The organism is Halomonas denitrificans (assembly GCF_003056305.1).
GTDB lineage: Bacteria > Pseudomonadota > Gammaproteobacteria > Pseudomonadales > Halomonadaceae > Halomonas > Halomonas denitrificans.
In genome coordinates this window covers 302,206-326,044 of record NZ_PYVX01000004.1, presented here as the reverse complement: position 1 = coordinate 326,044, position 23,839 = coordinate 302,206, and the positions used below count along the sequence as shown (strand labels likewise).

Sequence of the window (23,839 nt, the reverse complement as noted above, 5' to 3'; positions counted from 1 at the left end):
AAGATCACGGCATCTCGCGAAGAATCAGGAGCAGCGGTGGTTTCACGGCAGGGGTTCATCCTCACCCGGCACTGGCGGGAGACGCCCGGGGGCGTGGAGGTCGCGTTCTGGCTGGCCACCGACGAGGGGCCGCTCGAGGTGCGCCTGGCGCCCCGGCCCTCGGTGGCCTTCCTGCCGGCCGAGCAGCGCGAGCGTGTCGCGGCGGTGCTTGCCGGCGAGCCGGGCGTCACCCTGCGCGAGCTTGCGCTGCGCGACTTCCAGCGCCGCCCGGTGCTGGGCCTCTACTGCCGGGAGCAGCGCCGGCTGGGGCAGCTCGAGCGCCGCCTCCGGGAGGCCGGCGTGACGCTCTACGAGGCCGATATCCGCCCGCCGGAGCGCTACCTGATGGAGCGCTTCATCACCGCGCCGGTGGCGGTCACCGGCACGCCCGACGGGGCGGGCCGCCTGGTCGCGGCGCGGCTTAAGCCCGCGCCGGACTACCGCCCCCGGCTGCGCCCGGTGTCGCTGGACATCGAGACCAGCGCCCGGGGCGAGCTCTACTCGATCGCGCTGGAGGGCTGCGGGCAGCGCCAGGTGTTCATGCTGGGCCCGCCCAACGGCGAGGCCGGCGGGCTCGACTTCCGCCTCGACTACTGCGAGAGCCGCGCGGCGCTGATCGAGGCGCTGAACGCCTGGATCGCGACCCATGACCCGGACGCCATCATCGGCTGGAACCTGGTGCAGTTCGACCTGCGCCTGCTCCACGAGCACGCCCGCCGGCTCGGCGTACCGCTGCGGCTGGGCCGCGGCGGGGCCGAGATGGAGTGGCGGGCCCACGGTCGAGAGGCCAACCACTACTTCGCCTCGGCGGCGGGTCGGCTGATCATCGACGGCATCGAGGCGCTGCGCTCGGCCACCTGGCACTTTCCCTCCTTCAGCCTGGAGCATGTGGCGCAGACGCTGCTCGGCGAGGGCAAGGCGATCGAGACGCCCTATCAGCGCCTCGACGAGATCCTGCGCCGGTTCGCCGAGGACAAGCCGGCGCTGGCGCGCTACAACCTCAAGGACTGCGAGCTGGTGACGCGGATCTTCGCGCACACCGAGCTCTTCGCCTTCCTGCTGGAGCGGGCCAGCGTCACGGGGCTGGCCGCCGATCGCAGCGGCGGCTCGGTGGCGGCCTTCACCCACCTCTACCTGCCGCGGCTGCACCGGCTGGGCCTGGTGGCGCCCAACCTCGGCGAGGGCGAGCCCGCCGAGAGTCCCGGCGGCTTCGTCATGGACTCCCGCCCAGGCCTCTACGACTCGGTGCTGGTGCTCGACTTCAAGAGCCTCTATCCCTCGATCATCCAGAGTTTTTTGATCGACCCGGCGGGGCTCGTGGAGGGGCTCGCCGAGCCCACCGACGCCGCCTCGGTGCCGGGCTACCTGGGCGCGCGCTTCTCGCGCACGCGCCACGCCCTGCCGGGCATCGTGTCGCGGGTCGGGGAGGGGCGCGAGGCCGCCAAGCGGGCCGGCAACGCGCCGCTCGCCCAGGCGCTCAAGATCATCATGAACAGCTTCTACGGCGTGCTGGGCTCGAAGGGCTGTCGCTTCTTCGATGCGCGCCTGGCCTCGTCGATCACCATGCGCGGCCACGCCATCATGCATCGCACCCGCGAGCTGATCGAGGCCGAGGGGTATACCGTTATCTACGGCGACACCGACTCCACCTTCGTCTGGCTCGGCCGCGCGCATCCGGAGGCCGAGGCGGCGGCGATCGGCCGGCGCCTGGTGGCGCGCGTCAACGCCTGGTGGCGCGAGCACCTTGCCGAGGAATATGGCCTGGAGAGCGCCCTGGAGCTGCAGTTCGAGACCCACTACCGGCGCTTCCTGATGCCCACCATCCGCGGCGCCGAGGCGGGCAGCAAGAAACGCTACGCCGGGCTCGTGCGCGACGCGGCGGGGGAGGAGCGGCTGGTCTTCAAGGGCCTGGAGACGGTGCGCAGCGACTGGACGGAGCTCGCCAAGGAGTTCCAGCAGGAACTCTACCGGCGCGTCTTCGCCGGCGAGCCGTGGCGGGAGTACGTGCGGGACTTCGTCGGCGACTTCCTGACGCGCATCCGCGCCGGCGAGGAGGACGCGCGGCTGATCTACCGCAAGCGGCTGCGCCGGCGCCTCGATGACTACCGGCGCAACGTGCCGCCCCACGTGCGCGCCGCCCGGCTCGCCGACGAGCACAACGACCGGCTGGGCCGGCCGCGCCAGTATCAGCAGGGGGGCTGGATCCGCTACGTGATGACGATGGCCGGGCCGGAGCCCCTGGAGCGGCGGCAGGCGGCGATCGACGCCGACCACTACCTGACCCGCCAGCTCCAGCCGGTGGCCGATGCCATCCTGCCCTTCGTGGGCGACGACTTCTCGGCGCTGATCGACCGCCAGCTGGGGCTGTTCTGAGCCGCCGAGCGGCACGCGGCGGCGAGCATCGGTGGGCAGGGAACTCAGCGCTCCTCAGTGGCCGGGGGCAAGGCGTGGCGGCCGAACTGCAGCTCGGCGAGGTGACGATAGAGCGGGCTTCGCTCGAGCAGCTCGGCGTGACGGCCGGCCGCCACCAGGCGCCCCTCGTCCATCACCAGCAGCCGGTCGGCGGCGACCACCGTGGCCAGCCGGTGGGCGATGACGAGGCTCGTGCGCTCGGCCATCAGCCGGTCCAGGGCCTGCTGCACCAGCCGTTCGCTCTCGGCGTCCAGGGCGCTGGTGGCCTCGTCGAGCAGCAGCACCCGGGGATCCTTGAGCAGCGCCCGGGCGATCGCCAGGCGCTGGCGCTGCCCGCCGGAGAGCTGCACGCCGCCGGGGCCGAGGGGCGTGTCGAGGCCCTGGGGCAGCGCCTCGATGAAGGCCAGGGCGTTGGCGTCCCGCGCTGCCCGGCGCAGCGCCTCGCGGTCGGCATCGCCCCGGCCGACGCGCAGGTTGTCGGCCACGCTGCCGCTGAACAGCACCGGCTCCTGGGCCACCAGGCCGAGGCATGAACGCAGTTCGCGGGGATCGAGCTTACGCAGGTCGATGCCGTCGAGCCGCAGGGTGCCCCGGTCGGGATCGTGGAAGCGCAGCAGCAGCGCGAGCAGGGTGCTCTTGCCGGCCCCGGAGGGGCCCACCAGCGCGACCCGCTCGCCGGGCGCGATGGTCAGGTCGAACGCCGCAAGCGCCGGCGTCTGCCGGCCGGGGTAGGTGAAGCTCACCCCCTCGAGGCGGATCTCGCCGCGCAGAGGGGCGGGCAGGGGCGTGGGGCGCGCCGGAGAATGGATCGCGGGGTGTGTCGCCAGCAGTTCCAGCAGCCGCTCGGCGGCGCCCGCGGCGCGCTGCACGTCGCCGGCCACCTCGGCCAGGGTCGCCACCGCGCCGGCCGCCAGGACCGCGTAGAAGACGAAGGCCGAGAGCTCGCCGGCGGTCATGTTGCCGGCCAGCACCGCCTGGCCCCCCTGCCAGAGCATCACGCCCACCGCGGCGAAGACCGCCAGCAGCGCGCCGCCGGTCAGCCAGGCGCGCTGGCGGGTGCGCGCCACGGCGGTGGCGAAGGCCTCCTCGACCCGCGCGCCGTAGGCCCGGCGATCGCTCGGCTCGTGGGTGAAGGCCTGGACGGTGCGGATGCCCGCCAGGGCCTCGCCGGCGTAGCGCCCGAGTTCGGCCACCCGGTCCTGGCTGGTGCGCGAGAGGCGCCGTACCCGTCGGCCGAACCACAGGATCGGCAGCAGCGTGGCCGGAATGCCCAGCAGCACGATGGCCGAGAGCCACGGCTGGGTCACCACCATCAGCGCCACGGCGCCGGCGAGCATCAGCAGGTTGCGCAGCGCCAGCGAGATCGAGGAGCCGAACAGGCTCTGCAGCACGCTGGTGTCCGCCGTCAGCCGCGAGGCGATCTCCCCGGCGCCGCCGCCGTCCCCGCGGCTGCTCTCGAAGAAGCCGGGCTCCAGGTCGAGCAGGTGATCGAAGACGCGCCGGCGCAGGTCGGCGGCCAGCCGCTCGCCGATCCAGGTGACCAGGTAGTAGCGCAGCGCCGAGGCGATCGCGAGCACCGCCACCACGGCCAGCATGCCGGCAAGAACCCGGTTGAGCTCGCCGGGATCCCGGGCCAGGAAGCCCTGGTCGATCACCAGCCGCAGCCCCTGGCCGAGCAGCAGCACGCTGCCCGCCGCGGCGAGCAGCGCCAGGGCGGCCAGCGCCACGCGCCCGCGGTAGGGGGCGAGCAGCGACAGCAGGCGCAGCAGCACGCGGGGATCGGGACGGTCGGTCATGGGAGTCTCGCGGGGACGCCTTCAGGCATTGCCGCGACGATAACAGCCCGCGCGGCGCACTGCATGACGCTCCGGCCACGCGGCGGGCATCACGGCGCCTGATAGGCATCGCGGGCCACTGCCGTTCATGGGTATAGTGCGGGGAAAATCCCCTCGATCCGGAGTGCGCCATGACCGAATCCCTGAAGCTCGGCTGCCCCCACTGCCACGCCGTCAATCGCGTCGCGCGATCGCGCCTCACCGACGGCCCGACCTGCGGCAAGTGCCGCGGGGCGCTGTTCACCGGCGAGCCGGTGGCGCTGAGCGACGCCAACTTCTCCGCCCTGGTCGAGCGCAGCGAGCTGCCGGTGGTGGTGGACTTCTGGGCCAGCTGGTGCGGGCCCTGCAAGGCGATGGCGCCGATCTTCGCCGAGGCCGCCCGTGAGCTCGAGCCGCGGCTGCGCTTCGCCAAGCTGAACACCGAGGAGCAGCAGGCGCTGGCGGCGCGCTTCGGCATCCGCAGCATCCCCACGCTGATCGTCTTCCAGGGCGGCGCTGAGGTCGCCCGCCAGCCGGGGCTGCTGCAGGGGCCGCAGCTGCGCCAGTGGCTGCGGCCCTACCTGGCGGCTTAGCGCGCCCGGGTCCTGCCGGCGCTTACCGCGCCTCGCGGCCCAGCCTCTCCAGGCGCGTGAACCACTTCCGGCAGTCGGCCTCGTCGAGGTTCTCCACCGAGCCGATCAGCGTCTCGCGCACCGGCGCGAAGCCGACGAAGCCGAGGATGTTGCGCTCCAGCGACTTGACGCTGTGGGCGCGGTAGACGTGGCGATAGATCGCCGCCGGCATGCCCATGGTCACCACCACCCGCGCCGAGCGGCCCGTCAGCCCCTTGCGCCCCAGCGGGTTGCCCTCCACGTACTCGAAGGCGAAGTGGGGGCGCAGCACCTGCTCGAGAAAGCCCTTCACCAGCGCCGGCATGTCACCGAGCCACAGCGGAAAGCAGAGCACCAGGTGCTCGCACCAGGCGATGGCGTCCCGCGCCGGCTCGAGGGCGGCGGGCATCGGCTCCTCGGTCCAGGCCCGCTGGCTCTGCAGCAGGGGAAAGTCGTGCTCGGCGATGGTCAGGGTGCGCACCGCGTGGCCGGACTGCTCGGCGCCCCGGCGGTAGTGGTCGGCCAGGGCGTGCAGCAGGTGCGGGGCGGCGGTGTCGGGGTGGCCCTGAAGGATCAGGATGCGGCGCATGGCGAGGCTCTCTCCGGTGGCGGGTCGACGCGGCTCAGCATAGCCCGCTTCGCGCCCTTCGCCGACGCTGGTGCCTCGGGAGAGGCGACGCCTCGGGAAGGGCGCGCCGTCAGTCCTGGCGCTTGAGCTGCTCGCGCAGCTGCTTGGGCACCTGCTTGATGATCAGCCGATCCTGCTCCTCGTCGTACTCGACGCTGGAGCCCAGCAGGTGGGAGTCGAAGCTGACCGACACGCCCCCCGAACGCCCGGCGAAGCGCCGGAACTGGTTGAGGGTGCGCTTGTCGGGCGGGATCTCCGGGGAGAGGCCGTAGTCGGCGTTGCGGATATGCTCATAGAAGGCCTTCGGCTGCTGCTCGTCGAGCACCTCGGAGAGCTCCTCCAGGGTGATCGGCTCGCCGCGGCTCGCCTGGTCGCTGGCGTAGTCGATCAGTGCATCGGTCTTCTCTCGGCTGGCCTCCTCGGGCAGGTCCTCCTGCTCCACGTAGTCGCTGAAGGCCTTGAGCAGGGTGCGGGTCTCGCCCGTGGCGTCCACCCCCTCCGTGGCGCCGAGCAGGGCGGCGAAGCCCTCGGCGAGCTTCTTGCCGCCGCGGTCCTTGGTCCAGGCGAGGTACTGCTTCGAGGGCGCCTCGCCCTGCCACTGGCGGATGTCGAGGCGCGCGGCGAGGCTCATCTGCGTCAGATTGAGCTGGCGCACCGGGACCACGGCGAGATCGTCGTCGACGCCGAACCCGCTGCGGTGGTGCAGCAGCGCCAGGAAGAGGTAGCGGGCGTCGCCGACGCGCTGATCGACCATCAAGAGATCGCCGGAGAGCGTCAGGTGGTCGCCGATCAGCTCGGCGAGGCGCTTCGCCACGTCGCGGCTGAAGGTGGCGAAGTCGCGGCCGCCGTCGAGGAAGTCGGCGAGCTCGGTGGCGAACGGCGAGCTCACCTCGCCCTCGGGCGTGGCGTCGAGGAAGTGGCCCCAGGCCTTGGGCTTGGCGTTGAAGGCGTCGTTGACGCCGGCCAGCAGGTCGTCCAGCGCCGCCGAGGGGGCGAGCTCCTCGGCGGCGGGCGTCAGCGTCGGCGTCTCGCCGGAGGCCGTGTCGATGCGATGGATGATGCTGTGCAGGATCGGCATGGGAGCTCCGCGGTGAAGGGCGAGGGTGGGGATGATACCCGCCGGCGGCGTCGCTCGATAGCCGCTCGGCGACTCGTCACCGCCGGCCACGACCCGCGCGGACTATGCTGAGGGAAAGGCCGAGGGCCCGGGGCGACGCCGCCTCGCGCCGGATTCCGGTGGCTCGAGGCGAGCCCCGACAGCGACCCCGGAGGCGGATCCGCATGCGTATCGTGGTGGCCCTTGGCGGCAGTGCCCTGTTGCGGCCGGGCGAGCCCATGACCATCGACAACCAGCGCCACAACGTGCGCCGCGCCGCGCGGGGCCTGGCCGAACTGGCCGGCCGGCACCAGCTGGTGGTGACCCACGGCAACGGCCCCCAGGTGGGGCTGCTCAGCCTCCAGGCCCAGGCCTACCAGCCGCGGGAGGCCTATCCGCTGGACGTGCTGGACGCCCAGACCGAGGGCATGATCGGCTACCTGATCGAGACGGAGCTGATGAACGAGATGCCACCCGGCGCGCGCTGCGCGACCCTGCTGACCCGGGTCGAGGTAGATGCCGACGATCCTGCCTTCCTGCTGCCGAGCAAGCCCATCGGCCCGGAGTATGGCCTCGCCGACATGCATCGCTGGAAGGCCGAGCGGGGCTGGGCCTTCGTCGTCTCCTCCCCCGGACGCTGGCGGCGGGTCGTCGCCTCGCCGCTGCCGCGGCGCATCCTGCCCATCGACGTCATCGGCCGGCTGGTGGACGCCGGGGTGGTGGTGATCTGCGTCGGGGGCGGCGGCATTCCCACCGTGCGCGGCGCCGGCGGGCGGCTGGAAGGGATCGAGGCGGTGATCGACAAGGACCACGCCTCCGGCCTGCTGGCGACCCGGCTGGATGCCGATGCCCTGCTGCTGCTGACCGACGTGGCGGCGGTGTACCAGGGCTGGGGCGGGCCCGCGCCGAGCCCGCTGCATCGCGTGACGCCCGAGGCGCTTGCCGAGCTCGCCTTCGAGCCGGGCTCCATGGGCCCCAAGGTGGCGGCCGCCTGCGAGTTCGTCACCGCCCGGGGCGGGGTCGCCGGCATCGGCGCGCTGGAGGATGCCGGACGGATCCTCGAGGGCCAGGCCGGCACCCTGATCCGGGCATGATCAGGGCTTGAGGCGGTAGCCGCTCCTGAAGATCCAGCCCACCATGGCGAGCGCCACCGAGAGGAACAGCAGGATCATCCCGAGGCTGACCAGCGGGCTCACGTCGCTGATGCCGTAGAAGCTCCAGCGAAAGCCGCTGACCAGGTAGACCACCGGGTTGGCCAGGGTCACCGCCTGCCAGAAGGGCGGCAGCATGTCGATGGAGTAGAAGGTGCCGCCGAGGAAGGTCAGCGGGGTGATCACCAGCAGCGGCACCAGCTGCAGCTTCTCGAAGCCGTCGGCCCAGATGCCGATTATGAAGCCGAGCAGGCTGAAGGTCACCGCGGTGAGCACCAGGAAGACCGCCATCATCAGCGGGTGATCGATGGAGTAGGGCACGAAGAGCCGCGCCGTGACCAGCACGATCAGCCCGAGGAGCAGCGACTTGGTGGCCGCCGCCCCGACGTAGCCCACCACCACCTCGACGTAGGACATCGGCGCCGAGAGGATCTCGTAGATCGAACCCGAGAAGCGCGGGAAGAAGATCCCGAAGGAGGCGTTGGAGACGCTCTGGGTCAGCAGCATCAGCATGATCAGGCCCGGCACGATGAAGGCGCCGTAGCTCACCCCGTCCACCTCGCTGATCCGGGTGCCGATGGCCGCGCCGAACACCACGAAGTAGAGCGAGGTGGAGATCACCGGCGAGACGATGCTCTGCAGCATGGTGCGCAGGCTGCGCGCCATCTCGGCGCAGTAGAGGGTCTTGACGGACTGAAGGTTGATGCGATTCATGATCACTGGCGCTCCTGGACCAGGCTGACGAAGATGTCCTCCAGCGAGCTCTGGCGAGTGTGCAGGTCGCGCACCCGCACGCCCACCGCCTCGAGGTCGGCGAGCAGCCCGGAGATGGTCGAGCCGTCCTCCGGACGGGCCGCGTCGTAGCTGTAGACCAGCGCGTGCCCCTCGTCGCCGAGCACCAGGCCGTGGCCGGCCAGCGACTCCGGCACCGCCGTGAGCGGCTCCTGAAGGTGCAGGGTCAGCTCCTTGCTGCCGAGCTTGTGCATCAGCGCATGGGTGTTCTCCACCAACACGATCTCCCCGCGGCGGATCACCCCGATGCGGTCGGCCATCTCCTCGGCCTCCTCGATGTAGTGGGTGGTGAGGATGATCGTCACCCCCTGATCGCGAAGGCCGCGCACCACCTCCCACATCTCGCGGCGCAGCTCCACGTCGACCCCGGCGGTGGGCTCGTCGAGGAACAGCACCTGGGGCGCGTGGGAGAGCGCCTTGGCGATCAGCACGCGGCGCTTCATGCCGCCGGAGAGCTCCAGCAGCCGGCTGTGGCGCTTCTCCCACAGGGTCAGCGAACGCAGTACCTTCTCGATGTGCGCCGGGTCCTTGGGCTTGCCGAAGAGCCCGCGGCTGAAGCTGACCGTGTCCCACACCGTGGTGAAGGCCTCGTTGGTCAGTTCCTGGGGCACCAGGCCGATCAGCGAGCGGGCGGCGCGGTAGTCGGCGACGTTGTCGTGGCCATCCACCAGCACTCGGCCCTGGCTTGCGTTGACCAGCCCGCAGATCACGCTGATCAGCGTCGTCTTGCCGGCGCCGTTGGGGCCGAGCAGGGCGAAGATCTCGCCGCGCTGGATCGTCAGGTCGACATCGACCAGCGCCTGGAAGCCGTCGGCGAAGGTCTTTGACAGCCCCTCGACGCGGATCATCGGCGTGTCACTCAAGGGTGATGTCTCCCGTGAACTCGAGATCCAGCTCGAGGCCCGCCACCTCGACCTTCACGGTCGCCGGCAGGGTCTCGTCACCCCTCAGGCGCCCGTCGGCCAGCGCCTGGCGCACGGCCCGCTCGATCTCCTGCTGGCTGTTCACGCCCACGTTCTTGAGCAGCTTTCTGATGCTGTGGTGGAAGGTGTCGTCGTTCATCGAAGGGCTCCTCTGGCGTCGGTGACCTGCCATTATCCTCTACGTCATACAGGTACTGTACAAGAAAAAGCCGCGCATGGGCTCCATGCGCGGCTCCTGACAGCGGACCCGGGGGCTCAGCTGCGGCTGGTGATCTCCAGCAGGTGGTAGCCGAACTGGGTCTTCACCGGGCCGTGGACCTTGCCCACCTCGCCCTCGAATACCACCTTGTCGAACTCCGGCACCATCTGGCCCGGGCCGAAGGTGCCGAGCTCGCCGCCCTGGCGGCCGGAGGGGCAGTTGGAGTGCTCGCGAGCGACCTCGGCGAAGTCGCGACCGCCCTCGATCTCGGCCTTGAGTTCGTTACACTTCGCTTCGCTGTCCACCAGGATATGACGTGCGCTTGCCTGAGCCATGTTGCTCTCCTCGACGATCGGCTGGGATGCCGGTTGATGATGCGGCGAGCATATCACGCCACCCCTAATGGGTGCCCCCGAGAACTGGTTCCCGTTTACCGTGGGTGACATTCGGGCAGCGGTCTCGTGGGCTGTCTGCCTTCGTCCTGAACGAGCGGGAAAGGGCGATGGGCGCTTGCCCCTCCAGTCGTTTCGCCGCCTCCATGCCGGCTGGCGTGTCAGGCCGTCGAGCGTTTCGTCACCGGGCGTAATTGCAGCAGGTACGCAAGCTCGTGCTCGAACGCCCATTCGATGTCATGGGGTCCACTCCCGAACGCGTCCTCGCACCGGGAAACCAGACCATGCAGCGCCGCCAGTTTCTCTGCATCCAGGCAGGGATGCTCGACTAGGTGCTCGGCGACGGCCTCCTTGCGGGTCAGGCCCCCGGACATCCGCTGGATACGGATGTCCTTGACGCCTGCGCGGCATTCGATCAGGCGTCCGGCACGATCCATGCGATAGCAGTCGGGGATGACAAGCCCCTGGACAACCGCTTCACCCAGCCCCCACACGGCCTCGATGACACGCTCGTCCTGTCCGGTCACCGGGTGGCAGGTGAACAGCACGCCGGCCACCTCCGCGTCGACAAGACGCTGAATGATCACGCCCATGCGGATGTCCGTATCCACTCCCACGCGGTCGCGATACGCCCGGGCAGACGCCGTCCACGCCGATTCCCGGACCGCCCGAACGGCGTCCGTCACGGCCTCGACCCCCATGACGTTGAGGACGGTGGCATGCTGTCCGGCGAAGCTCGCATCATCCGAGTCCTCGCCGATGGCCGAGGATCTGACCGCCACCGGACCGGGAAACTGCGCGCAGATACCCGCAAGCTCGACCAGCGCGCCGGGGGCACCCGAGGCGATCGCATCGACGAACGCGGTATCGAGGGCGCAACCGTCGGGCACCGGCAGTCCTGCGCGGATCGCCGCACCGAGTTGGGTTGCCTTTCCGCCGAAGTGCCGCGCATCGCGGGCCGATGACAATGGCCTCGGCGTCATGGGGCGTCGATCCGGACGTCGCCGGTGGTGCCGTCCACCGTCACCCGTGTACCGTCTGCGATCCGCTCGGTGGCGTTGCGGGTCCCCACGACCGAGGGGATGCCATATTCGCGCCCCACGATGGCGGCATGGGAGAGCAGGCCGCCGGCATTCGTGACGATGGCGCCCAGCAGGGGAAGGACGATATTGAAGGAATCCGTGGTCGCCGCCGTGATCAGTACATCACCCTGCTCGAGGCGACCGAGGTCTGCGATCGTGTCGATGACCCGGGCGCGTCCGCTGTAGGTGCCGGGGCTCGCCCCGATGCCCTTGATGACGGGACTGTCGCGCTGGTCTCGAGGCCCCGCCCCGAGGGATTGAATGGCCGTCACCAGGGCGGTCATCACGCGTATCACCTCTGGCGGCAGGCCGTCCATCGGGGGCGGCGGAGAGGCGGGATCGCCGAGTTCCGCGGGCGCATTCTCGGCCCGTTGCTCCTCGCGATACCTGGCGCGTTCCGCCAGTTCCGCGGCGCCAGGGCCACCCGCGCGGCGCAGAAGGGCCTGGATCTCCTCGTAGCTTGCCTCGATGAGATGTGCCGCTGCGTCGATCCTGCCCTCCGCGGCAAGCCTCTCGCCGGCGGCAAGCAGGGCGCGGCGCATGACGCCCCCCGCCCAGACGTCGCTGTAGAAGCCACGCTCGTCACGCAGCCGCGACATGAGACGCACCTCGTCGAGAAGCTCATCGAACTGGACGCGGTGTTCCAAGGGAATCTTGTCTCGCAGCCTGGCCACTTCCCCTTCGGTGACGGCCCCGTCCCGATGCGCAGGCTGCGCGACGGCCAGCCTGATCCGGGCGACGAGGGCGTCGGGCACTTCGATGGCCCTGGGCTCGGCGGTATCCAGGCTGTTGAGCAGTCGGTCGCCCACCACGTCAAGATAGGCTCTCGTCGCTTCGCCCAGTGAACCCGACTCGTGGCGGAGCTGCTCGAGGATCTCCGCACTCGCCTGCCCGGACTCCAGGAGCTCGCGGGCATCCGGGCGGTGGCGTATCTCCTCGGCCAGGCGATCCATCTCCGGAAAGGAGCCGGCGGATTCCGGTGCCGATCCACGCGTCAGCGCGAGAAACTCGCCCATCGGCAGGCTGGTCCAGGCGCCGACATGGGCCATGAAATCCCCCACCGGAAGAATCGCCGCCAGATTGAAACTGTGATGTTGATGAATCATGCGTTGCAGGTTGTCGCGGCAACGATCGACATAGGTCATCAGTTCGTCGTCGGACAGTGTGGCGGGGTCTACGGCCAGCAGCGCCTGATGCGTCTTGATGGAGGCGGGTTTCACGTCGCGGTCCCAGCGTTCGAGATCCTCTCTCCAGATCTTGGTCCGGAACACCTCCTCGGCGGCCGTGAAACGCGCCGGAATGTCCGCCTCGGCCGCGGGGACGGGGCTCGAGTAGGCGAAACCGTTCACGAACCGGAAGTCCAGGGTGTCGATCAGCAACCCATAGCGGCGTGCGCACTCCAGAAACCCGCTGGTGATGCCTGGTGGATGGATCTCGGCCTGAAAATGCGAGACCGGGCGCGGGAAATGCGCCGCGTCAACGGACCAGGTTCCCGGTCCGGGGGCTTCAAAGGCGGTCGGGGCGGACGGAGTGGGACGGTTCATGGTGTCATGTCCTGCCGTGAGTGCAGCTCGGGGGGAAGGTCGGGCACTAGATTGATGCTAGCAGACTTCACATCCCTGACAGGGGGGCTTTATCTCCCCCTCAGGAAGGGGCGGGCAGGCACGACGGGCACGGCCGGAGGCATCGGCGAAAGGCAGCCGAGGAAGCGACGTCAGGGGGATCCTGCCGCCGTATTCCCCGCGCCCAGCAGGCGCTGGCTCATGAGGGCGGACAGCACGATGGCCACGGTAAACAGCCAGATCATGACCTCATGGCGCGTCACGCTGACGATCGTGTCGCCTCCCAGGACCGCGCCGAGAACCAGGATGCTCAGGATTCCTCCGAGATAGCGCATCGTGGAACTGACCCCGGCGGCCATTCCCGCCTGCCCCGACTCTACGGCGCTCATCAAGGAGGCCTGGGCGGACGCGTTGCACAGGCCAAGGCCCAGCCCGAAGATCAGCAGGGCCAGCATGGCGTCCTGCGGAGACTCGAACGACGCCAGGTGCCAGAGCTGCACCATGCCCGACAGCAGCAGCGCACACCCCAGGAGCGCCGCACACCGTGCGCTGATCCGGTCGGTCAGGTGTCCACCCACCGGTGCGGCCACCACCATGCCGATCATCATCACGAACAGCAGGTAGCCGATGTCGCGCGGCGCTGCCTCGCGGAACACGGAAAAGAACTGCGGCAACTGGTATAGCAATCCGTACATCGCGAAGTTCTGCAAGGCGATCATCAGCGTTCCCGCGGCAAAGGCAGGCAGAGAAAACAGGTGCGGATCGAAGACGGGGGCTGCGGCCTTCATCTCCCAGCTGACAAAGGCGATGCCGACGAGCGTCCCCGCCAGAATCGTGGCGATAAAACCCGGGCCATCGAGTCTGCTCGCCACGATCAAAAGCGCCAGGGACAGCGCCAGCAGGCCGATGCCGACACCATCCAGCGACTGGGTCAGTGCCCTCAGGGAACGCCGTGCCGGGATGTGGCTTGCAGGCAAGGGATACCGGTGCAACAGAAGGGCCGAAAGCGCCAGGAATGGCAAATTGGCGATGAACACGGCGCGCCAGCCGAACAGGCTCACGATCTCACCCCCCAGGGCGGGTCCCCCTGCCGCGGCAATGCCCATGGTCGCGCCAAACAGGCCAAAGATACGGCCACGCCTTGCTGTGGGTACATGCAGGCGCATCAGGGCGAGGGTTGCGGGGACCACCAGCGCACCGGCAGCCGCCATCGTGCAGCGTGACACGAACAGGAGGCCGACACCCTGTGCCAGGAGCCCGACCCCCGCGCCGATGACGTAAAGCCCGATCCCCGTCCACAGGATGCGCGAATGCCCGATGAGATCGCTGATCTTTCCCGCCGGCCCCTGGCAGACCACGTTGACGACCAGATAGCCGGTGACTAGCAGACCCGTGATCAGGACGAGATCCGCCCCGATTCCGATGCCGATGGAAGGGAGCGCCACGGCGATCAGCGTCGACCCCAGCGGTGCCTGCGCTGAGGCGATCAGCAGGGCCGCCGTGCTTGCGGCGTGCATTCGGGTGTCAGCGTCGCTGGCGTTCAAGGGGGCGCCCCGTCAGTGTCGCCATGCGCATGGCGCAGGCTCTGCGCTCAACGGCGACTTTCTGGCGCCCCCCGTCGACGAGGTGTTCTCCGACATGCCGCTCGGTATGGGCCACCGGCATGCGACAGGCACAAGCCCGACGGTGGAGGTGATCAGAATACGGCATCCCTGCACGACTCTCCGGCATGTCGGGACCGCATCACGCGGACGACGGCGGTCGATGGCTGTCACAGCGGGGCCGAGCCGGGGCCGTCTCACGGCCCGGGTTCACTCGCCCGCCCCGATGCTGAGGCGGAAGGCCTGCAGGCTGTCGAGTTCGAGACGATACTCCTCGGAGAACACCGGATGGCCGATCACGCGGATGTCGAGGCTCGCCTCGGCGCTGCGGTAGGCGACCTCGGCGGTGATATGGGTGTCGGTGACCAGCGGCGCCATGGGGGCGAAGTCGATCCCTTTCACCTCCACCGCGGTGAGGCCGAGGCGGTCGAGGTGATCGCCGACGGCGCGCTTCAGGCTGACGTCGTAGTAGAAGTAGATGCCGCCGTAGGCCAGGCCGGCCAGCGCGGCGAGGGTGATAACGAAGCGAACCATGACCGTCTCCTTGGTGGTGTCGCACAGGGGGATATCGCGAAGGCGCCGCCTTCGAGAGCGCGTTTATAGCATAGGCGCGGCGCTAGCGGGGCAGCCAGGGGCCTTCGCGGATCACTGGATAACCGGCGACCGGGCGGTTGTAGAGATAGAGCCAGGCGGGGCCGAACGCGGTCGCCTGGACGAGGCGGTCGTAGTCGCCCTCGCGCGGGGTGCGCACCCGGTAGTCCTCCAGCCGGTCGAGGCCGGCCAGCAGCCGGGCATCGACCCGAAACACCTCCACCGCGATGCCCCGGGAGGGCTCGAGCTTGGCGGCGGGGTAGGGCCCCAGGTCGTAGAGCGTGGCGTCGCTGAGGCGGTCTTCACCCAGGAAGGCGGCGCCGTCGAGCCAGTGATGGTTGCGCAGGCCGCGCTTCAGGGTGCCGTAGACGGCGACCAGCGGTGTGCGGGTCACGGCCAGGGTCGGGGTGTGCATGGCCGTTGCCTCCTTGTACGTTGGATCTCGATGCGGGCATGAGGGCGCGAGCGCCGGCCATGAGCTTACCGCGCGCCGCCGGGCCGCGCCAAAGGAGGAGCCCATGCACATCACGATCCTCACCCTGACGTTCGCCCTGCCGGGCTGTCGCTCCCTCAAGGAGAAGCGGCAGCGCATGGGGGGGCTTCACGAACGCTTCGGACGCCAGCCGGCGGTCGCCGTCTGCGAGAGCGGTGATCACGATCGTCACGATGCCAGCGAGTGGACCTTCGTGGTGGTGGGGCGCACGGCGCGGGCCGTGGAGGCGCTGTGCAGCGAGATCGAGGAGAAGTGTCAGCGTACGGTCGATGGCCGGGTGATGAATGTCCGCCGAGAACCGTTGTGAGGCGTTCCCCTCCGACCTTGGGTCGATGCCGACGTTGCCGAGCTTTAGACCAAGCCGCTCCCGGGGTTTCTCGGACGCCACGCAGATTCGTCCGTGCCACGAGGTCGCCCTGTCGTGGGAGGGAACCTTGTTGTCAGCCAGAAGTCATTACGGGCTGGGACGTCGCCGAGTGGCCGGGGGTGTTTGCCGTGCCGCTCGATGGATTCGTGAACGCCGCGACAGGCGGCTTGATAGCCAAGGAGAGGTATTCCATATGAAGACCCTGCATAACACGACACATCGATGGCCCCGCGTCGCGGTTGCGGCGTTGCTGGCGCTTGGCCTCACCGCCTGTTCCGGCATGTCGACCCAGGACCGGAATACCGTCCTCGGGGCCGGCGCGGGTGCCGTGGGGGGCTCCATCCTCACCGGCGGCAGCACGACCGGTACCCTCGGCGGTGCGGCCATCGGCGGCATCATTGGCCACGAGGTCGACGGCGACGACTGAGGTCGTCGCGCGGCACGGGGCATCCTGCCCCGGCCCCTTTGCTGCAATCCGGCTCGCCCCTTCGTCCTGAGCGAAGGGGCGGTGCGTTTCGAGGCCGTGGAACCGCGAGCGAGATGGGCCGCCGGTCGGAGCGCCGGACGAATCCCCGGCTCATGGAGATGGAACCTGCACGCATGGCCGTTTACGGAGTGTCTGACATGATGCACGCCGACTGCCTGGGCATCCTGCTGCCCGACGACGGGCCGGATGACTACGAGTGGCTCACCCTGGGGAAGCGAGGCCACGAGCTGCCGCGGCTCGCCCTGGGCCGGGTGCCAAGCGATGGCCACCACGCCCCGGCGGCGCTGCTCGCCCTGGGCGCCGTGGAGCGGTTGGCCCCGCCGGGCGAGTGGCTGGTCGAGGAGGCCGGGGCACGTGCCGTGGTGTGGGCCTGCACCAGCGCCAGTTTCATCGGCGGGCTCGGCTGGGCCCGGGAGCAGCGCGCCGCCCTCGAGGCGCGGCTTGGGGTACCGGTGACCAGCACGGCGCTGGCATTTCTCGATGCCCTCGATGCCCTCGGGCACGAGCGGGTCGACCTGCTGAGCCCCTATCCGGACGACGTCACCCTGAGGCTGGTGAGTTTCCTGCGCGAGGGCGGGGTCGGCGTGATCCACGACAAGGCGCTGGACTGCCCCTATGCCGCGGACTCGCACCGCGCCGACATTTGCGAGGAGGTGCGCCGCTTCGCCGCCCGCCATCCCGACACCGCGCGGCCGCTGCTGATCCCCGATACCGCCATCGACACCCTGGCGGTGCGCGAGGCACTGGTCCGGGAGGCCGGCCGCGAGGTGCTGACCGCCAACCAGGTGACCCTCTGGGCCGGCCTAAGGCGGCTCGGGGGAGCGTGGCGGCCACCGGCGCTGCTCGGGCCGCTGGCCGAGCGCTGAGCCGGCGGGCGGATCAGAGCTCGGGCGCGTCGAAGTCGGTGGGCTCGTCGGTGTAGACGCAGACGTTGGCGTCCTCGATGTCGCCGTCCGGGTCCTCGAGGTGGGTGGCGAAGAACGCGCGGATCTCGCGGCGCTGGCAGTGCGCCTCGAAGGCCTCGCGGTTGGCCCAGATCTCGTGGAAGACGATGGGGTAGCTCTCGCCCTGGGCGAAGGGGTTGTCGATGCGACGGGTGACGGTGTAGTGCAGGCAGGCGTCCTCGCGGTGGGCGTTCGGCTCCAGGGCCTGGAGGGCGCGGAAGACGGCGTCTTCCCGGCCGGGCTTGGGCTTGAAGCTCGCGGTGCAGTAGATCTTCTGTGACATGGTGACTCCTGATGGGGGGATGGCGCGGCGACGATACCAACAAGCGCGAAGCGCCACCAGCTGCGGGACGCTGGGTCGGCGGGTCGAGCGTCTGCGCCGCGGGCTGGCAGCTCGGCGCGGCTATGCGACAATGAGGCGGCCCCGGGGGAATTCCGGGGCGCTGGCGCAGGGTCGGCTCAGGCGAGCCAGAGGCAAGATGAGGAGAGCGGCAATGACGGAGCAGTCGGCAAGCAGGGAACGGATTCCTGTCGGCATCAGCGCCTGCCTGACGGGCGAGCAGGTGCGCTACAACGGCGGGCACAAGCGCTCCCGCTACTGCCTGGAGGTGCTCCAGGAGCGCTTCGCCTTCGAGCCTTTCTGCCCCGAGCTCGCCGCCGGGCTCGGCGTGCCGCGCGAGCCCATCCGCCTGGTCGGCCTGCACGACGAGACGCCCCGGGTGCTGGGCACCCAGGACCCGAGCCTCGACGTCACCGAGCGCCTGGAGGAGGTCAGCCAGGCGTTCGTCGACGGCCACCGCCACCTGCGCGGCTTCATCCTGATGAAGGGCTCACCGAGCTGCGGGCTCGAGCGGGTCAAGGTCTACCACCCCAACGGCATGCCCAGCCACTCGGACTCGGGCGCCTTCGTGCGCGCCCTGCGTCGCCACTTCCCGGAGCTGCCACTGGAGGAGGAGGCGCGGCTCAACGATGCCGTGCTGCGCGAGAACTTCATCACCCGGGTCTACGCCTTCGACGACTGGAAGCGCCAGGTGGAGGCCGCGCCCAGCTATCACGCCCTGCTGCAGTTTCACAGCCGGCAGAAGTACCTGCTGATGGCCCACCACGTGGAGACCTATCGCGAGCTGGGCCGCTACCTGGCCGACGCCAGCAAGCGGCCGCTCGACGAGGCCATGGCCCACTACCTGCAGCGCTTCATGGCGGCGCTCGGCCGGCCGGCGACCCGCAAGGGCCACACTAACGCCCTGCTGCACGTGCTGGGCTACCTCAAGCAGGCCGTCGACGGCGAGGCCCGCCAGGACCTGCTGACGGCCATCGAGGACTACCGCCAGGGCCACGTGCACCTGGTGGTGCCGATCCGCCTGCTCACCCACTACGTGAAGCGCTACGGCTCGGACTACATCCGCGCCCAGACCTACCTCGACCCGCACCCCTTTGAGCTGGGCCTGCGCAACACCATCTGACGCACCTCGCGCGCCGCTAGAGCCGGCGCTCGTCACGGGTGGAGCGCAGCAGCAGCCGATCAAGCAGCCGGGTGCCGAGCAGCCGCCTCAGGGTGCCGAACAGGTGGGTCGGCAGGGTCACGTAGTAGCGCGCCCTGGGGCGCCGGCTCTCCAGGGCATGCACCAGCTTCTCGACCACCGCCTCGGGCCCCAGGGTGAAGCGCCCGCCGCCGTCGTCGCCGGCCAGTCGCGCCTCCACGGCGCGGTAGGTCTCGGCGTGGGCGCTTGCCGCGGTGTCGATATGCGCCTTGAAGGCGCGGTAGGCGCTCTCGCGAAAGCGGCTGGTGATCGGCCCCGGCTCGATCAGGCTGACGTGGATGCCGCTGCCGTGAAGCTCCAGGCGCAGGGTGTCGGTCAGCCCTTCGAGGGCGAACTTGGAGCAGACGTAGGCGCCGCGGTAGGGCAGGGCGGCCAGCCCCAGCACCGAGCTGTTCTGCACGATGCGCCCGCCGCCCTGGCGGCGCATCGCCGGCAGCACCCGGCAGGTGAGCTCGTGGGTGCCGAGCAGGTTGGTCTCCAGCTGGGCGCGCAGCACCGCCCGGGAGAGATCCTCCACCGCGCCGGGCTGGCCGTAGGCGGCGTTGTTGAAGAGCGCCTCGAGCCGCCCGCCGGTCGCCGCCAGCACCGTCTCGACGCAGGCGGCGATCGATTCGCTCTCATTGAGATCGAGGTAGACCGCCGTCAGGCCCGCCTCGCGCAGCCGCGCCAGGTCCGCGTCGCGACGCGCGGTGGCGAACACCCGCCAGCCGCGCTCGGCCAGGGCCAGGGCGGCGGCTCGGCCGATGCCGCTGGAGGCCCCGGTGACCAGCACGCTTCGGGTGGGAGTATCGGGGGAGGCGGACATCGATCGGGCTCCTGGCGGTCGGGGAAGAGGGTAAGGCAACCCCGCACTCTGTCGCCTGGCGCCCGACCATGCAAGCCGCGCTCGAAGCCCCTACAATGCGGGCCACTTCCGAGGTCGAGCGTCCATGTCCCCGTCTGTTGCCCCCTCCCTGTCCCATGCCGAGCGCTTCGCGCGGCTGACCGTGCTGCTCGCCGAGTCGCAGCCGCTGTGGCGTCCGCTGCCGTTCCAGCACCGGGCCTCGCCCTGGGGCGAGGCATCCTCGGCACTGGACGCGGCGCTGCTGGCGCTCACCGACGACGAGGCGGCGCGCCTTCAGGACGCGCCCTTCACCGACTCGCCCCTCGCCGAGTGGTTGCCGGTGGCAAAGCTCGAGGCGCTTTCGGCGCTGCCTGAACTCGACGGCGACGGCGACGCGCTGCCGGCGGCCTGGGCGGCCCACGTCGGCGGACGCAAGTGGTCGCAGATCGAGGCCTTCCTGCCTCGGGTAGCGGCCGCGCCCGACGAGCGGCTGGTGGAGTGGTGCGCCGGCAAGGGGCACCTGGCCCGGGCGCTCTCGCGCCGCGGCGAGACCGAGGTGACGGCGCTGGAGTGGCAGGCGGCGCTCTGCCAGGACGGGCAGCGACTGGCCGACCGCCAGGGCGCGGCGGTACGCATGGCCGAGCAGGACGTGCTGGCGCCCGAGGCGGGGCGCTGGCTTTCGTCCGAGACGCACGTGGCGGCGCTGCACGCCTGCGGCGACCTGCACGCGCGGCTGATCGAGCTCTGTGCCGCCCAGGGCAGCGCCGTGACCCTGGCGCCCTGCTGCTATCAGCGCACCGCCGCGGCGCACTATCGGCCCCTGTCGCAGCAGGGGCGGGAGCGGGCGGCGGCGCTGGGGCTCACGCTCAGTCGCGAGGAGCTCGCCATGGCGGTGCAGGAGACGGTGACCGCGCCGCGGCACGTGCGCCGTCGGCGCGAGCAGGCCGGCGCCTGGCGGCTTGGCTTCGACCTGCTGCAGCGCGAGGTGCGCGGCGTCGACGCCTACCTGCCGGTGCCGAGCCTGGCCTACGGCCGGCTGCCGGCGGACTTCGCGGGCTTCTGCCGCTGGGCGGCCGAACAGAAGGGCCTGGCCATGCCGGCGGACATCGACTGGGCGGCCTTCGAGGCCGCCGGCGAGCGGCGCCGGGGCGAGGTGGTGCGCCGCGAGCTGGTGCGCCACCTGTTCCGTCGTCCGCTGGAGGTGTGGCTGGTGCTGGATCGTGCCCTGCGCCTGGAGGAGGCGGGCTTCGCGGTGGAGCTTGGTACCTTCTGCGCCCGCGAGCTGACCCCGCGCAACCTGCTGCTGCGCGCCGCGCGGCGCTAGTCTTGCGCCGGCCTCGCGTCGCGTTCGGCGCGCCAGGCCGCGAAGAGCGCCTGGATCCGCGAGCGGGTGCGGGCGTACCAGGTCTCGTCCTTGGTCACCGCCCGCTCAGCGTTCAGCGGGTGGGTCGGGATGTGCAGGCGCATGTCCACGCCGCTCTCGGGGTGAGTGGTGACCCGCACGGCCGCGGAGCGCCGGGCCGGGCCGTAGGGGATGCGACGGGCCAGCTCGGCGAGGCGCTCGGTGGCGGTGGCGAAGCGCAGGAAGTCGCGCGCCGCCTCGGGGTGGGGCGCGCCGCGCGGGATCGCCCAGGACTCGTGCTCCTGGACCTGGCCGTCCCAGAGGATCTCGATGGGTGCACCGCGATGGACCATGGCCTCGAAGAAGCGGCCGTTGTAGCCCGAGGCCATCACCACCTCGCCCTCGGCCAGCAGGCGCGGCGGGGTATCGCCGGCCTGCCACCAGCGGATCTCGTCGAGGCTGTCCAGGCGCGCCCAGGCCAGCGCCAGGCCGCGGCGCGTGCTGAGCAGCCGATAGAGCTCCTCCCGGGGCACCCGATAGGAGAGCAGCGCCCACTCCAGGTTGACCGCCGGGGTGTCCTGCAGGGCGCGCGGGCCGGGGAAGCGTTGTTGGTCGAAGAGATCGCCGATCCGGGTGGGTCGACGGCCGGGGAAGGCGTCGGTGCGGTAGGCGATGACGGTGGCGAAGATGCTGTGGGTGACGGCGCAGCGCCCGAGGGCTCCCGGCAGGAAGTCCGCCTGGGCCGGGGTGCCGTCCGGTGCCGGTGCCAGCAGCGCGGGGGAGAGCGGCTCGAGGAGCCCCTCGTCGCAGGCGGCCATCGCCTCGCTGCGGGTCATGTCGATCAGGTCCCAGGGCACCTCGCCCGCGGCCACGGCGCGCCTGAGCCCCGCGATCCCGCCGTCGTACTGCCGCACGCTCACCTGACGGCCGGTGGCGGCGGTGTAGGGCGCGAACAGCGCCGCCTGCTGGGCGCGCTCGTAGGCCCCGCCCCAGCTCAGCACGACCAGGGCGTGGTCCTCGGCCGTGACCGGCGCGGTGACCAGAACGAGGGCCAGCCCCAGCCGGCGCGCCGCCCGGCGGGCTCGCCCTTGCGTCGGCGTTTTCTCTGACGAGTGCCTATCCGGTGCCATGCTCCTCCCGTCTCAGCTCGTCGCCGCGGGCCAGGTAGGCGCGGGCGATGCTCGATTCGAAGACCACCCCCAGGAAGGCGCCCTCGGCGTCGACCACCGGCAGGGCCTCGCCGGTGACGTCCTCGAGCGCGGCCATGGCGTCCCACAGCGTGGCGTCGGGGGCCAGCACGGGGCGTGCCAGCGGGACGACCCGCTCCACCCGCGGCGATGGCTCGGGGCCATCCGGCATCGCCTCCCGCGCCGCCTCCAGGTCGGCCAGGCTCACGCAGCCCCGGTAGCGCCCCGCCTCGTCGACCAGGTAGCCCTCGCCGTGGCGGGCCCGACACAGCGCGGTGACCGCCTCGGCCACCGGCGTCCGGGGGTGCAGGATCACGCCCTCTTGGGACAGGTGCTCTACCACCGGGGTCGCGCGCAGCATGGCGCGGCCGCGGCCGGCGGAGAGATCCAGGCCGCGCTCGGCGAGCTGGATATCGAACAGCGAGCGGCCAAAGAGCTGGGCGGCGATGGGGCTCGCGAGGGTCACGCTCGCCAGTGCCGCGGTGGTCAGCGCGTAGCTGCCGGTGAGCTCGAAGACGATGAGCAGGCTGGTCAGGGGGGCGCCGATCACCGGCGCGGTGACCGCCACCATGCCGCAGACGGCATAGAAGACGAAGGTCTCCTGGGTCGCCCCGCCGAGTGCGCCGACGAGGCCGGCGCACAGCGCCCCGAATAGGGTGCCGATGACCAGCGCCGGGCTGAACACCCCGCCGCCGAAGCCCATGCCCAGGCAGAGCCCGGTGGCGGCGATCTTGAGCACCAGGACCAGCAGCAGCTCGCCGCCGCCGAAGGCGCCGGCGATGGTGGCGAAGCGCAGCGTCTCCTGGCCCATGCCAAGGATATCGGGGACCCAGAGGGCGGCGAGGCCGAGCAGGGCGCCGGCGAGGGCCGGGCGTAGCGGCGCGGCCAGCGGCAGGCGCCGCGCCAGGCGGCCGATGCCGAGCAGGGTGCCCATGTAGGCACCGGCGACCAGAGCGCCGAGGCCGCCGATGGCGAGGAAGGCGATGAACTCCCAGGGGCGCGGCACGGCGGTGTCGGCGACGTGGAAGAACGCGCCGCGCTGGAGCAGGGTGGCGGCGATCACGTGGCCGACCAGGGCCGCCGCGGCCACCGGGGCGAAGGCGCGCAGGGCGTAGTGGCGCAGCACCACCTCGTGGGCGAAGACGATGCCGGCCAGCGGCGCGTTGAAGGCCGTGGCGATGGCGGCGGCCACCCCGCAGGCGATGGTGACGTTGTCCTCGGAGCGCCCCAGGCGCAGTAGCCGGGCGCCGAGGGAGCCCAGGGTGGCGCCGAGGTGCACCAGGGGGCCGTACTGGCCGACCGAGGCCCCGCAGCCGAGCGAGAGCAGGGCGCCGAGCGCCGAGAGGCCGCCGGCCCGCGCCGGCAGGCGGCCGCGACGGGTCTGCACGGCGGCGATCGCGTCGGCCGGGGTATGCGGGCGCCGCTCGGGAATGGCGAGGTGCACGAGGCCGACCGCCAGCCCGCCGAGGGTCGGCACGGCGATGGTGAGGACGACCAGCGGACCCGGGTGCTCGAACATCATGCGGCTGCGCGGCGAGATCAGCAGCAGGTCGTTGAGCCAGAGCACGGCGGCGACGAAGCCCTCCGCGACGAGCGCGGCGATGGCGCCGATGACGGCGCCGAGCAGCACCAGCCCCAGGAAGCGGACGACGGCCAGCGGCGCGCGGCCGGCGTGGGTGGCGGCGAAAAGCGATCTCATCACCAAGGTGTAGGCGGGGGGCTCGCCCCAGGCAAGGCGAGGAACAGGCCGGCCGCGCCCCTG

General features: G+C 70.9%; 24 protein-coding genes. 8 read left to right on the top strand and 16 right to left on the bottom strand.

Translation table 11 applies throughout. The annotated features are described in order from the left end of the window. Window positions 1–36 precede the first annotated feature (36 nt). On the top strand, window positions 37–2,412 hold the full coding sequence (locus C9F13_RS13225) for a DNA polymerase II (protein ID WP_108446728.1): 2,376 nt from the start codon (window positions 37–39) through the stop codon (window positions 2,410–2,412). 44 nt (window positions 2,413–2,456) lie between these two features. On the opposite strand, the gene C9F13_RS13220 is transcribed toward C9F13_RS13225, so the two are convergent. After that, complete coding sequence (locus C9F13_RS13220; protein WP_108446727.1) at window positions 2,457–4,247, bottom strand: ABC transporter transmembrane domain-containing protein; 1,791 nt, start codon at window positions 4,245–4,247, stop codon at window positions 2,457–2,459. Between the two features lie 170 nt (window positions 4,248–4,417). Here C9F13_RS13220 and trxC point away from each other — a divergent pair, with 170 nt between their 5' ends. Further along, complete coding sequence (trxC, locus tag C9F13_RS13215) at window positions 4,418–4,858, top strand: thioredoxin TrxC (protein ID WP_108446726.1); 441 nt, start codon at window positions 4,418–4,420, stop codon at window positions 4,856–4,858. A 22-nt stretch (window positions 4,859–4,880) separates the two neighbouring features. On the opposite strand, the gene C9F13_RS13210 is transcribed toward trxC, so the two are convergent. Both C9F13_RS13210 and yejK read right to left on the bottom strand, forming a co-directional pair. Then, window positions 4,881–5,465, bottom strand: coding sequence for an NAD(P)H-dependent oxidoreductase (locus tag C9F13_RS13210; RefSeq protein ID WP_108446725.1), 585 nt, complete (start codon window positions 5,463–5,465; stop codon window positions 4,881–4,883). A gap of 109 nt (window positions 5,466–5,574) precedes the next feature. After that, complete coding sequence (gene yejK, locus C9F13_RS13205) at window positions 5,575–6,582, bottom strand: nucleoid-associated protein YejK (protein ID WP_108446724.1); 1,008 nt, start codon at window positions 6,580–6,582, stop codon at window positions 5,575–5,577. Window positions 6,583–6,785: 203 nt separating this feature from the next. Between yejK and C9F13_RS13200 the strand changes: the two genes are divergently transcribed. Beyond that, window positions 6,786–7,694 carry a carbamate kinase gene (locus tag C9F13_RS13200; RefSeq protein ID WP_108446723.1) on the top strand — a complete coding sequence of 303 codons (909 nt, stop codon included), beginning with the start codon at window positions 6,786–6,788 and terminating at the stop codon, window positions 7,692–7,694. Here C9F13_RS13200 and C9F13_RS13195 read toward each other — a convergent pair whose 3' ends face one another. The 9 genes from C9F13_RS13195 to C9F13_RS13155 all read right to left on the bottom strand — a co-directional run bounded on the left by C9F13_RS13195 (window position 7,695) and on the right by C9F13_RS13155 (window position 15,308). Further along, the gene (locus tag C9F13_RS13195) at window positions 7,695–8,465 is read right to left on the bottom strand and encodes an ABC transporter permease (RefSeq protein WP_425432888.1); all 771 of its coding nucleotides are present in this window, start codon (window positions 8,463–8,465) and stop codon (window positions 7,695–7,697) included. Between the two features lie 2 nt (window positions 8,466–8,467). Then, window positions 8,468–9,391, bottom strand: coding sequence for an ABC transporter ATP-binding protein (locus C9F13_RS13190; protein WP_108446722.1), 924 nt, complete (start codon window positions 9,389–9,391; stop codon window positions 8,468–8,470). A 7-nt stretch (window positions 9,392–9,398) separates the two neighbouring features. Continuing rightward, a complete protein-coding gene (locus C9F13_RS13185) occupies window positions 9,399–9,605 on the bottom strand; it encodes a DUF6494 family protein (protein ID WP_108446721.1) in 207 nt (68 codons plus the stop codon). 116 nt (window positions 9,606–9,721) lie between these two features. After that, complete coding sequence (locus C9F13_RS13180) at window positions 9,722–10,000, bottom strand: peptidylprolyl isomerase (RefSeq protein ID WP_108446720.1); 279 nt, start codon at window positions 9,998–10,000, stop codon at window positions 9,722–9,724. Between the two features lie 218 nt (window positions 10,001–10,218). After that, a complete protein-coding gene (locus tag C9F13_RS13175; RefSeq protein ID WP_108446719.1) occupies window positions 10,219–11,040 on the bottom strand; it encodes a PEP/pyruvate-binding domain-containing protein in 822 nt (273 codons plus the stop codon). Next, window positions 11,037–12,683, bottom strand: a complete 1,647-nt coding sequence (locus C9F13_RS13170; protein ID WP_108446718.1) for a PEP-utilizing enzyme — start codon at window positions 12,681–12,683, stop codon at window positions 11,037–11,039. The genes C9F13_RS13175 and C9F13_RS13170 overlap by 4 nt, the downstream gene beginning before the upstream one ends. A gap of 170 nt (window positions 12,684–12,853) precedes the next feature. Then, complete coding sequence (locus C9F13_RS13165; RefSeq protein WP_157955203.1) at window positions 12,854–14,245, bottom strand: MFS transporter; 1,392 nt, start codon at window positions 14,243–14,245, stop codon at window positions 12,854–12,856. 267 nt (window positions 14,246–14,512) lie between these two features. Beyond that, window positions 14,513–14,836, bottom strand: a complete 324-nt coding sequence (locus C9F13_RS13160) for a hypothetical protein (protein WP_108446716.1) — start codon at window positions 14,834–14,836, stop codon at window positions 14,513–14,515. Window positions 14,837–14,918: 82 nt separating this feature from the next. Continuing rightward, window positions 14,919–15,308, bottom strand: a complete 390-nt coding sequence (locus C9F13_RS13155) for a gamma-glutamylcyclotransferase family protein (protein ID WP_108446715.1) — start codon at window positions 15,306–15,308, stop codon at window positions 14,919–14,921. Between the two features lie 103 nt (window positions 15,309–15,411). On the opposite strand from C9F13_RS13155, the gene C9F13_RS13150 reads away from it, so the two are divergent. From C9F13_RS13150 to C9F13_RS13140, 3 genes are all read left to right on the top strand, one after another. Next, window positions 15,412–15,693, top strand: coding sequence for a DUF503 domain-containing protein (locus C9F13_RS13150; RefSeq protein ID WP_108446714.1), 282 nt, complete (start codon window positions 15,412–15,414; stop codon window positions 15,691–15,693). A 253-nt stretch (window positions 15,694–15,946) separates the two neighbouring features. Then, the gene (locus C9F13_RS13145; RefSeq protein ID WP_108446713.1) at window positions 15,947–16,180 is read left to right on the top strand and encodes a glycine zipper 2TM domain-containing protein; all 234 of its coding nucleotides are present in this window, start codon (window positions 15,947–15,949) and stop codon (window positions 16,178–16,180) included. Between the two features lie 197 nt (window positions 16,181–16,377). Then, entirely contained in the window at window positions 16,378–17,106 is a 729-nt protein-coding gene (locus C9F13_RS13140) for a maleate cis-trans isomerase family protein (RefSeq protein WP_108446712.1), read from the top strand. 13 nt (window positions 17,107–17,119) lie between these two features. Here the strand turns inward: C9F13_RS13140 and C9F13_RS13135 are convergent, their stop codons facing one another. Next, window positions 17,120–17,467 (bottom strand): putative quinol monooxygenase, encoded by a 348-nt coding sequence (locus C9F13_RS13135; RefSeq protein ID WP_108446711.1) that lies wholly within the window; start codon window positions 17,465–17,467, stop codon window positions 17,120–17,122. Between the two features lie 211 nt (window positions 17,468–17,678). Here C9F13_RS13135 and C9F13_RS13130 point away from each other — a divergent pair, with 211 nt between their 5' ends. Beyond that, the gene (locus tag C9F13_RS13130) at window positions 17,679–18,647 is read left to right on the top strand and encodes a YbgA family protein (RefSeq protein WP_108446710.1); all 969 of its coding nucleotides are present in this window, start codon (window positions 17,679–17,681) and stop codon (window positions 18,645–18,647) included. A 16-nt stretch (window positions 18,648–18,663) separates the two neighbouring features. Here C9F13_RS13130 and C9F13_RS13125 read toward each other — a convergent pair whose 3' ends face one another. After that, entirely contained in the window at window positions 18,664–19,530 is an 867-nt protein-coding gene (locus tag C9F13_RS13125) for an SDR family oxidoreductase (protein WP_108446709.1), read from the bottom strand. A 124-nt stretch (window positions 19,531–19,654) separates the two neighbouring features. Between C9F13_RS13125 and C9F13_RS13120 the strand changes: the two genes are divergently transcribed. Beyond that, window positions 19,655–20,872 (top strand): methyltransferase, encoded by a 1,218-nt coding sequence (locus C9F13_RS13120; protein ID WP_108446708.1) that lies wholly within the window; start codon window positions 19,655–19,657, stop codon window positions 20,870–20,872. Here the strand turns inward: C9F13_RS13120 and C9F13_RS13115 are convergent. Together C9F13_RS13115 and C9F13_RS13110 are read right to left on the bottom strand one after the other, a co-directional pair. Beyond that, a complete protein-coding gene (locus tag C9F13_RS13115; protein WP_108446707.1) occupies window positions 20,869–22,020 on the bottom strand; it encodes an extracellular solute-binding protein in 1,152 nt (383 codons plus the stop codon). The two genes, C9F13_RS13120 and C9F13_RS13115, sit on opposite strands and share 4 nt — an antisense overlap. After that, entirely contained in the window at window positions 22,007–23,776 is a 1,770-nt protein-coding gene (locus C9F13_RS13110; protein ID WP_108446706.1) for a chloride channel protein, read from the bottom strand. Before C9F13_RS13110 ends, C9F13_RS13115 begins: the two co-directional genes overlap by 14 nt. Window positions 23,777–23,839 lie beyond the last annotated feature (63 nt).

Coding starts and splice junctions, on each gene's coding strand:
- C9F13_RS13160 (WP_108446716.1), bottom strand. CDS start 14,836: ATGGTTCGCTTCGTTATCACCCTCGCCGCGCTGGCCGGCCTGGCCTAC.
- C9F13_RS13140 (WP_108446712.1), top strand. CDS start 16,378: ATGATGCACGCCGACTGCCTGGGCATCCTGCTGCCCGACGACGGGCCG.
- C9F13_RS13200 (WP_108446723.1), top strand. CDS start 6,786: ATGCGTATCGTGGTGGCCCTTGGCGGCAGTGCCCTGTTGCGGCCGGGC.
- C9F13_RS13145 (WP_108446713.1), top strand. CDS start 15,947: ATGAAGACCCTGCATAACACGACACATCGATGGCCCCGCGTCGCGGTT.
- C9F13_RS13185 (WP_108446721.1), bottom strand. CDS start 9,605: ATGAACGACGACACCTTCCACCACAGCATCAGAAAGCTGCTCAAGAAC.
- C9F13_RS13195 (WP_425432888.1), bottom strand. CDS start 8,465: ATGAATCGCATCAACCTTCAGTCCGTCAAGACCCTCTACTGCGCCGAG.
- C9F13_RS13220 (WP_108446727.1), bottom strand. CDS start 4,247: ATGACCGACCGTCCCGATCCCCGCGTGCTGCTGCGCCTGCTGTCGCTG.
- C9F13_RS13115 (WP_108446707.1), bottom strand. CDS start 22,020: ATGGCACCGGATAGGCACTCGTCAGAGAAAACGCCGACGCAAGGGCGA.
- C9F13_RS13120 (WP_108446708.1), top strand. CDS start 19,655: ATGTCCCCGTCTGTTGCCCCCTCCCTGTCCCATGCCGAGCGCTTCGCG.
- C9F13_RS13150 (WP_108446714.1), top strand. CDS start 15,412: ATGCACATCACGATCCTCACCCTGACGTTCGCCCTGCCGGGCTGTCGC.
- C9F13_RS13210 (WP_108446725.1), bottom strand. CDS start 5,465: ATGCGCCGCATCCTGATCCTTCAGGGCCACCCCGACACCGCCGCCCCG.
- C9F13_RS13190 (WP_108446722.1), bottom strand. CDS start 9,391: ATGATCCGCGTCGAGGGGCTGTCAAAGACCTTCGCCGACGGCTTCCAG.
- C9F13_RS13180 (WP_108446720.1), bottom strand. CDS start 10,000: ATGGCTCAGGCAAGCGCACGTCATATCCTGGTGGACAGCGAAGCGAAG.
- trxC (WP_108446726.1), top strand. CDS start 4,418: ATGACCGAATCCCTGAAGCTCGGCTGCCCCCACTGCCACGCCGTCAAT.
- C9F13_RS13135 (WP_108446711.1), bottom strand. CDS start 17,467: ATGTCACAGAAGATCTACTGCACCGCGAGCTTCAAGCCCAAGCCCGGC.
- yejK (WP_108446724.1), bottom strand. CDS start 6,582: ATGCCGATCCTGCACAGCATCATCCATCGCATCGACACGGCCTCCGGC.
- C9F13_RS13125 (WP_108446709.1), bottom strand. CDS start 19,530: ATGTCCGCCTCCCCCGATACTCCCACCCGAAGCGTGCTGGTCACCGGG.
- C9F13_RS13170 (WP_108446718.1), bottom strand. CDS start 12,683: ATGAACCGTCCCACTCCGTCCGCCCCGACCGCCTTTGAAGCCCCCGGA.
- C9F13_RS13130 (WP_108446710.1), top strand. CDS start 17,679: ATGACGGAGCAGTCGGCAAGCAGGGAACGGATTCCTGTCGGCATCAGC.
- C9F13_RS13155 (WP_108446715.1), bottom strand. CDS start 15,308: ATGCACACCCCGACCCTGGCCGTGACCCGCACACCGCTGGTCGCCGTC.
- C9F13_RS13110 (WP_108446706.1), bottom strand. CDS start 23,776: ATGAGATCGCTTTTCGCCGCCACCCACGCCGGCCGCGCGCCGCTGGCC.
- C9F13_RS13175 (WP_108446719.1), bottom strand. CDS start 11,040: ATGACGCCGAGGCCATTGTCATCGGCCCGCGATGCGCGGCACTTCGGC.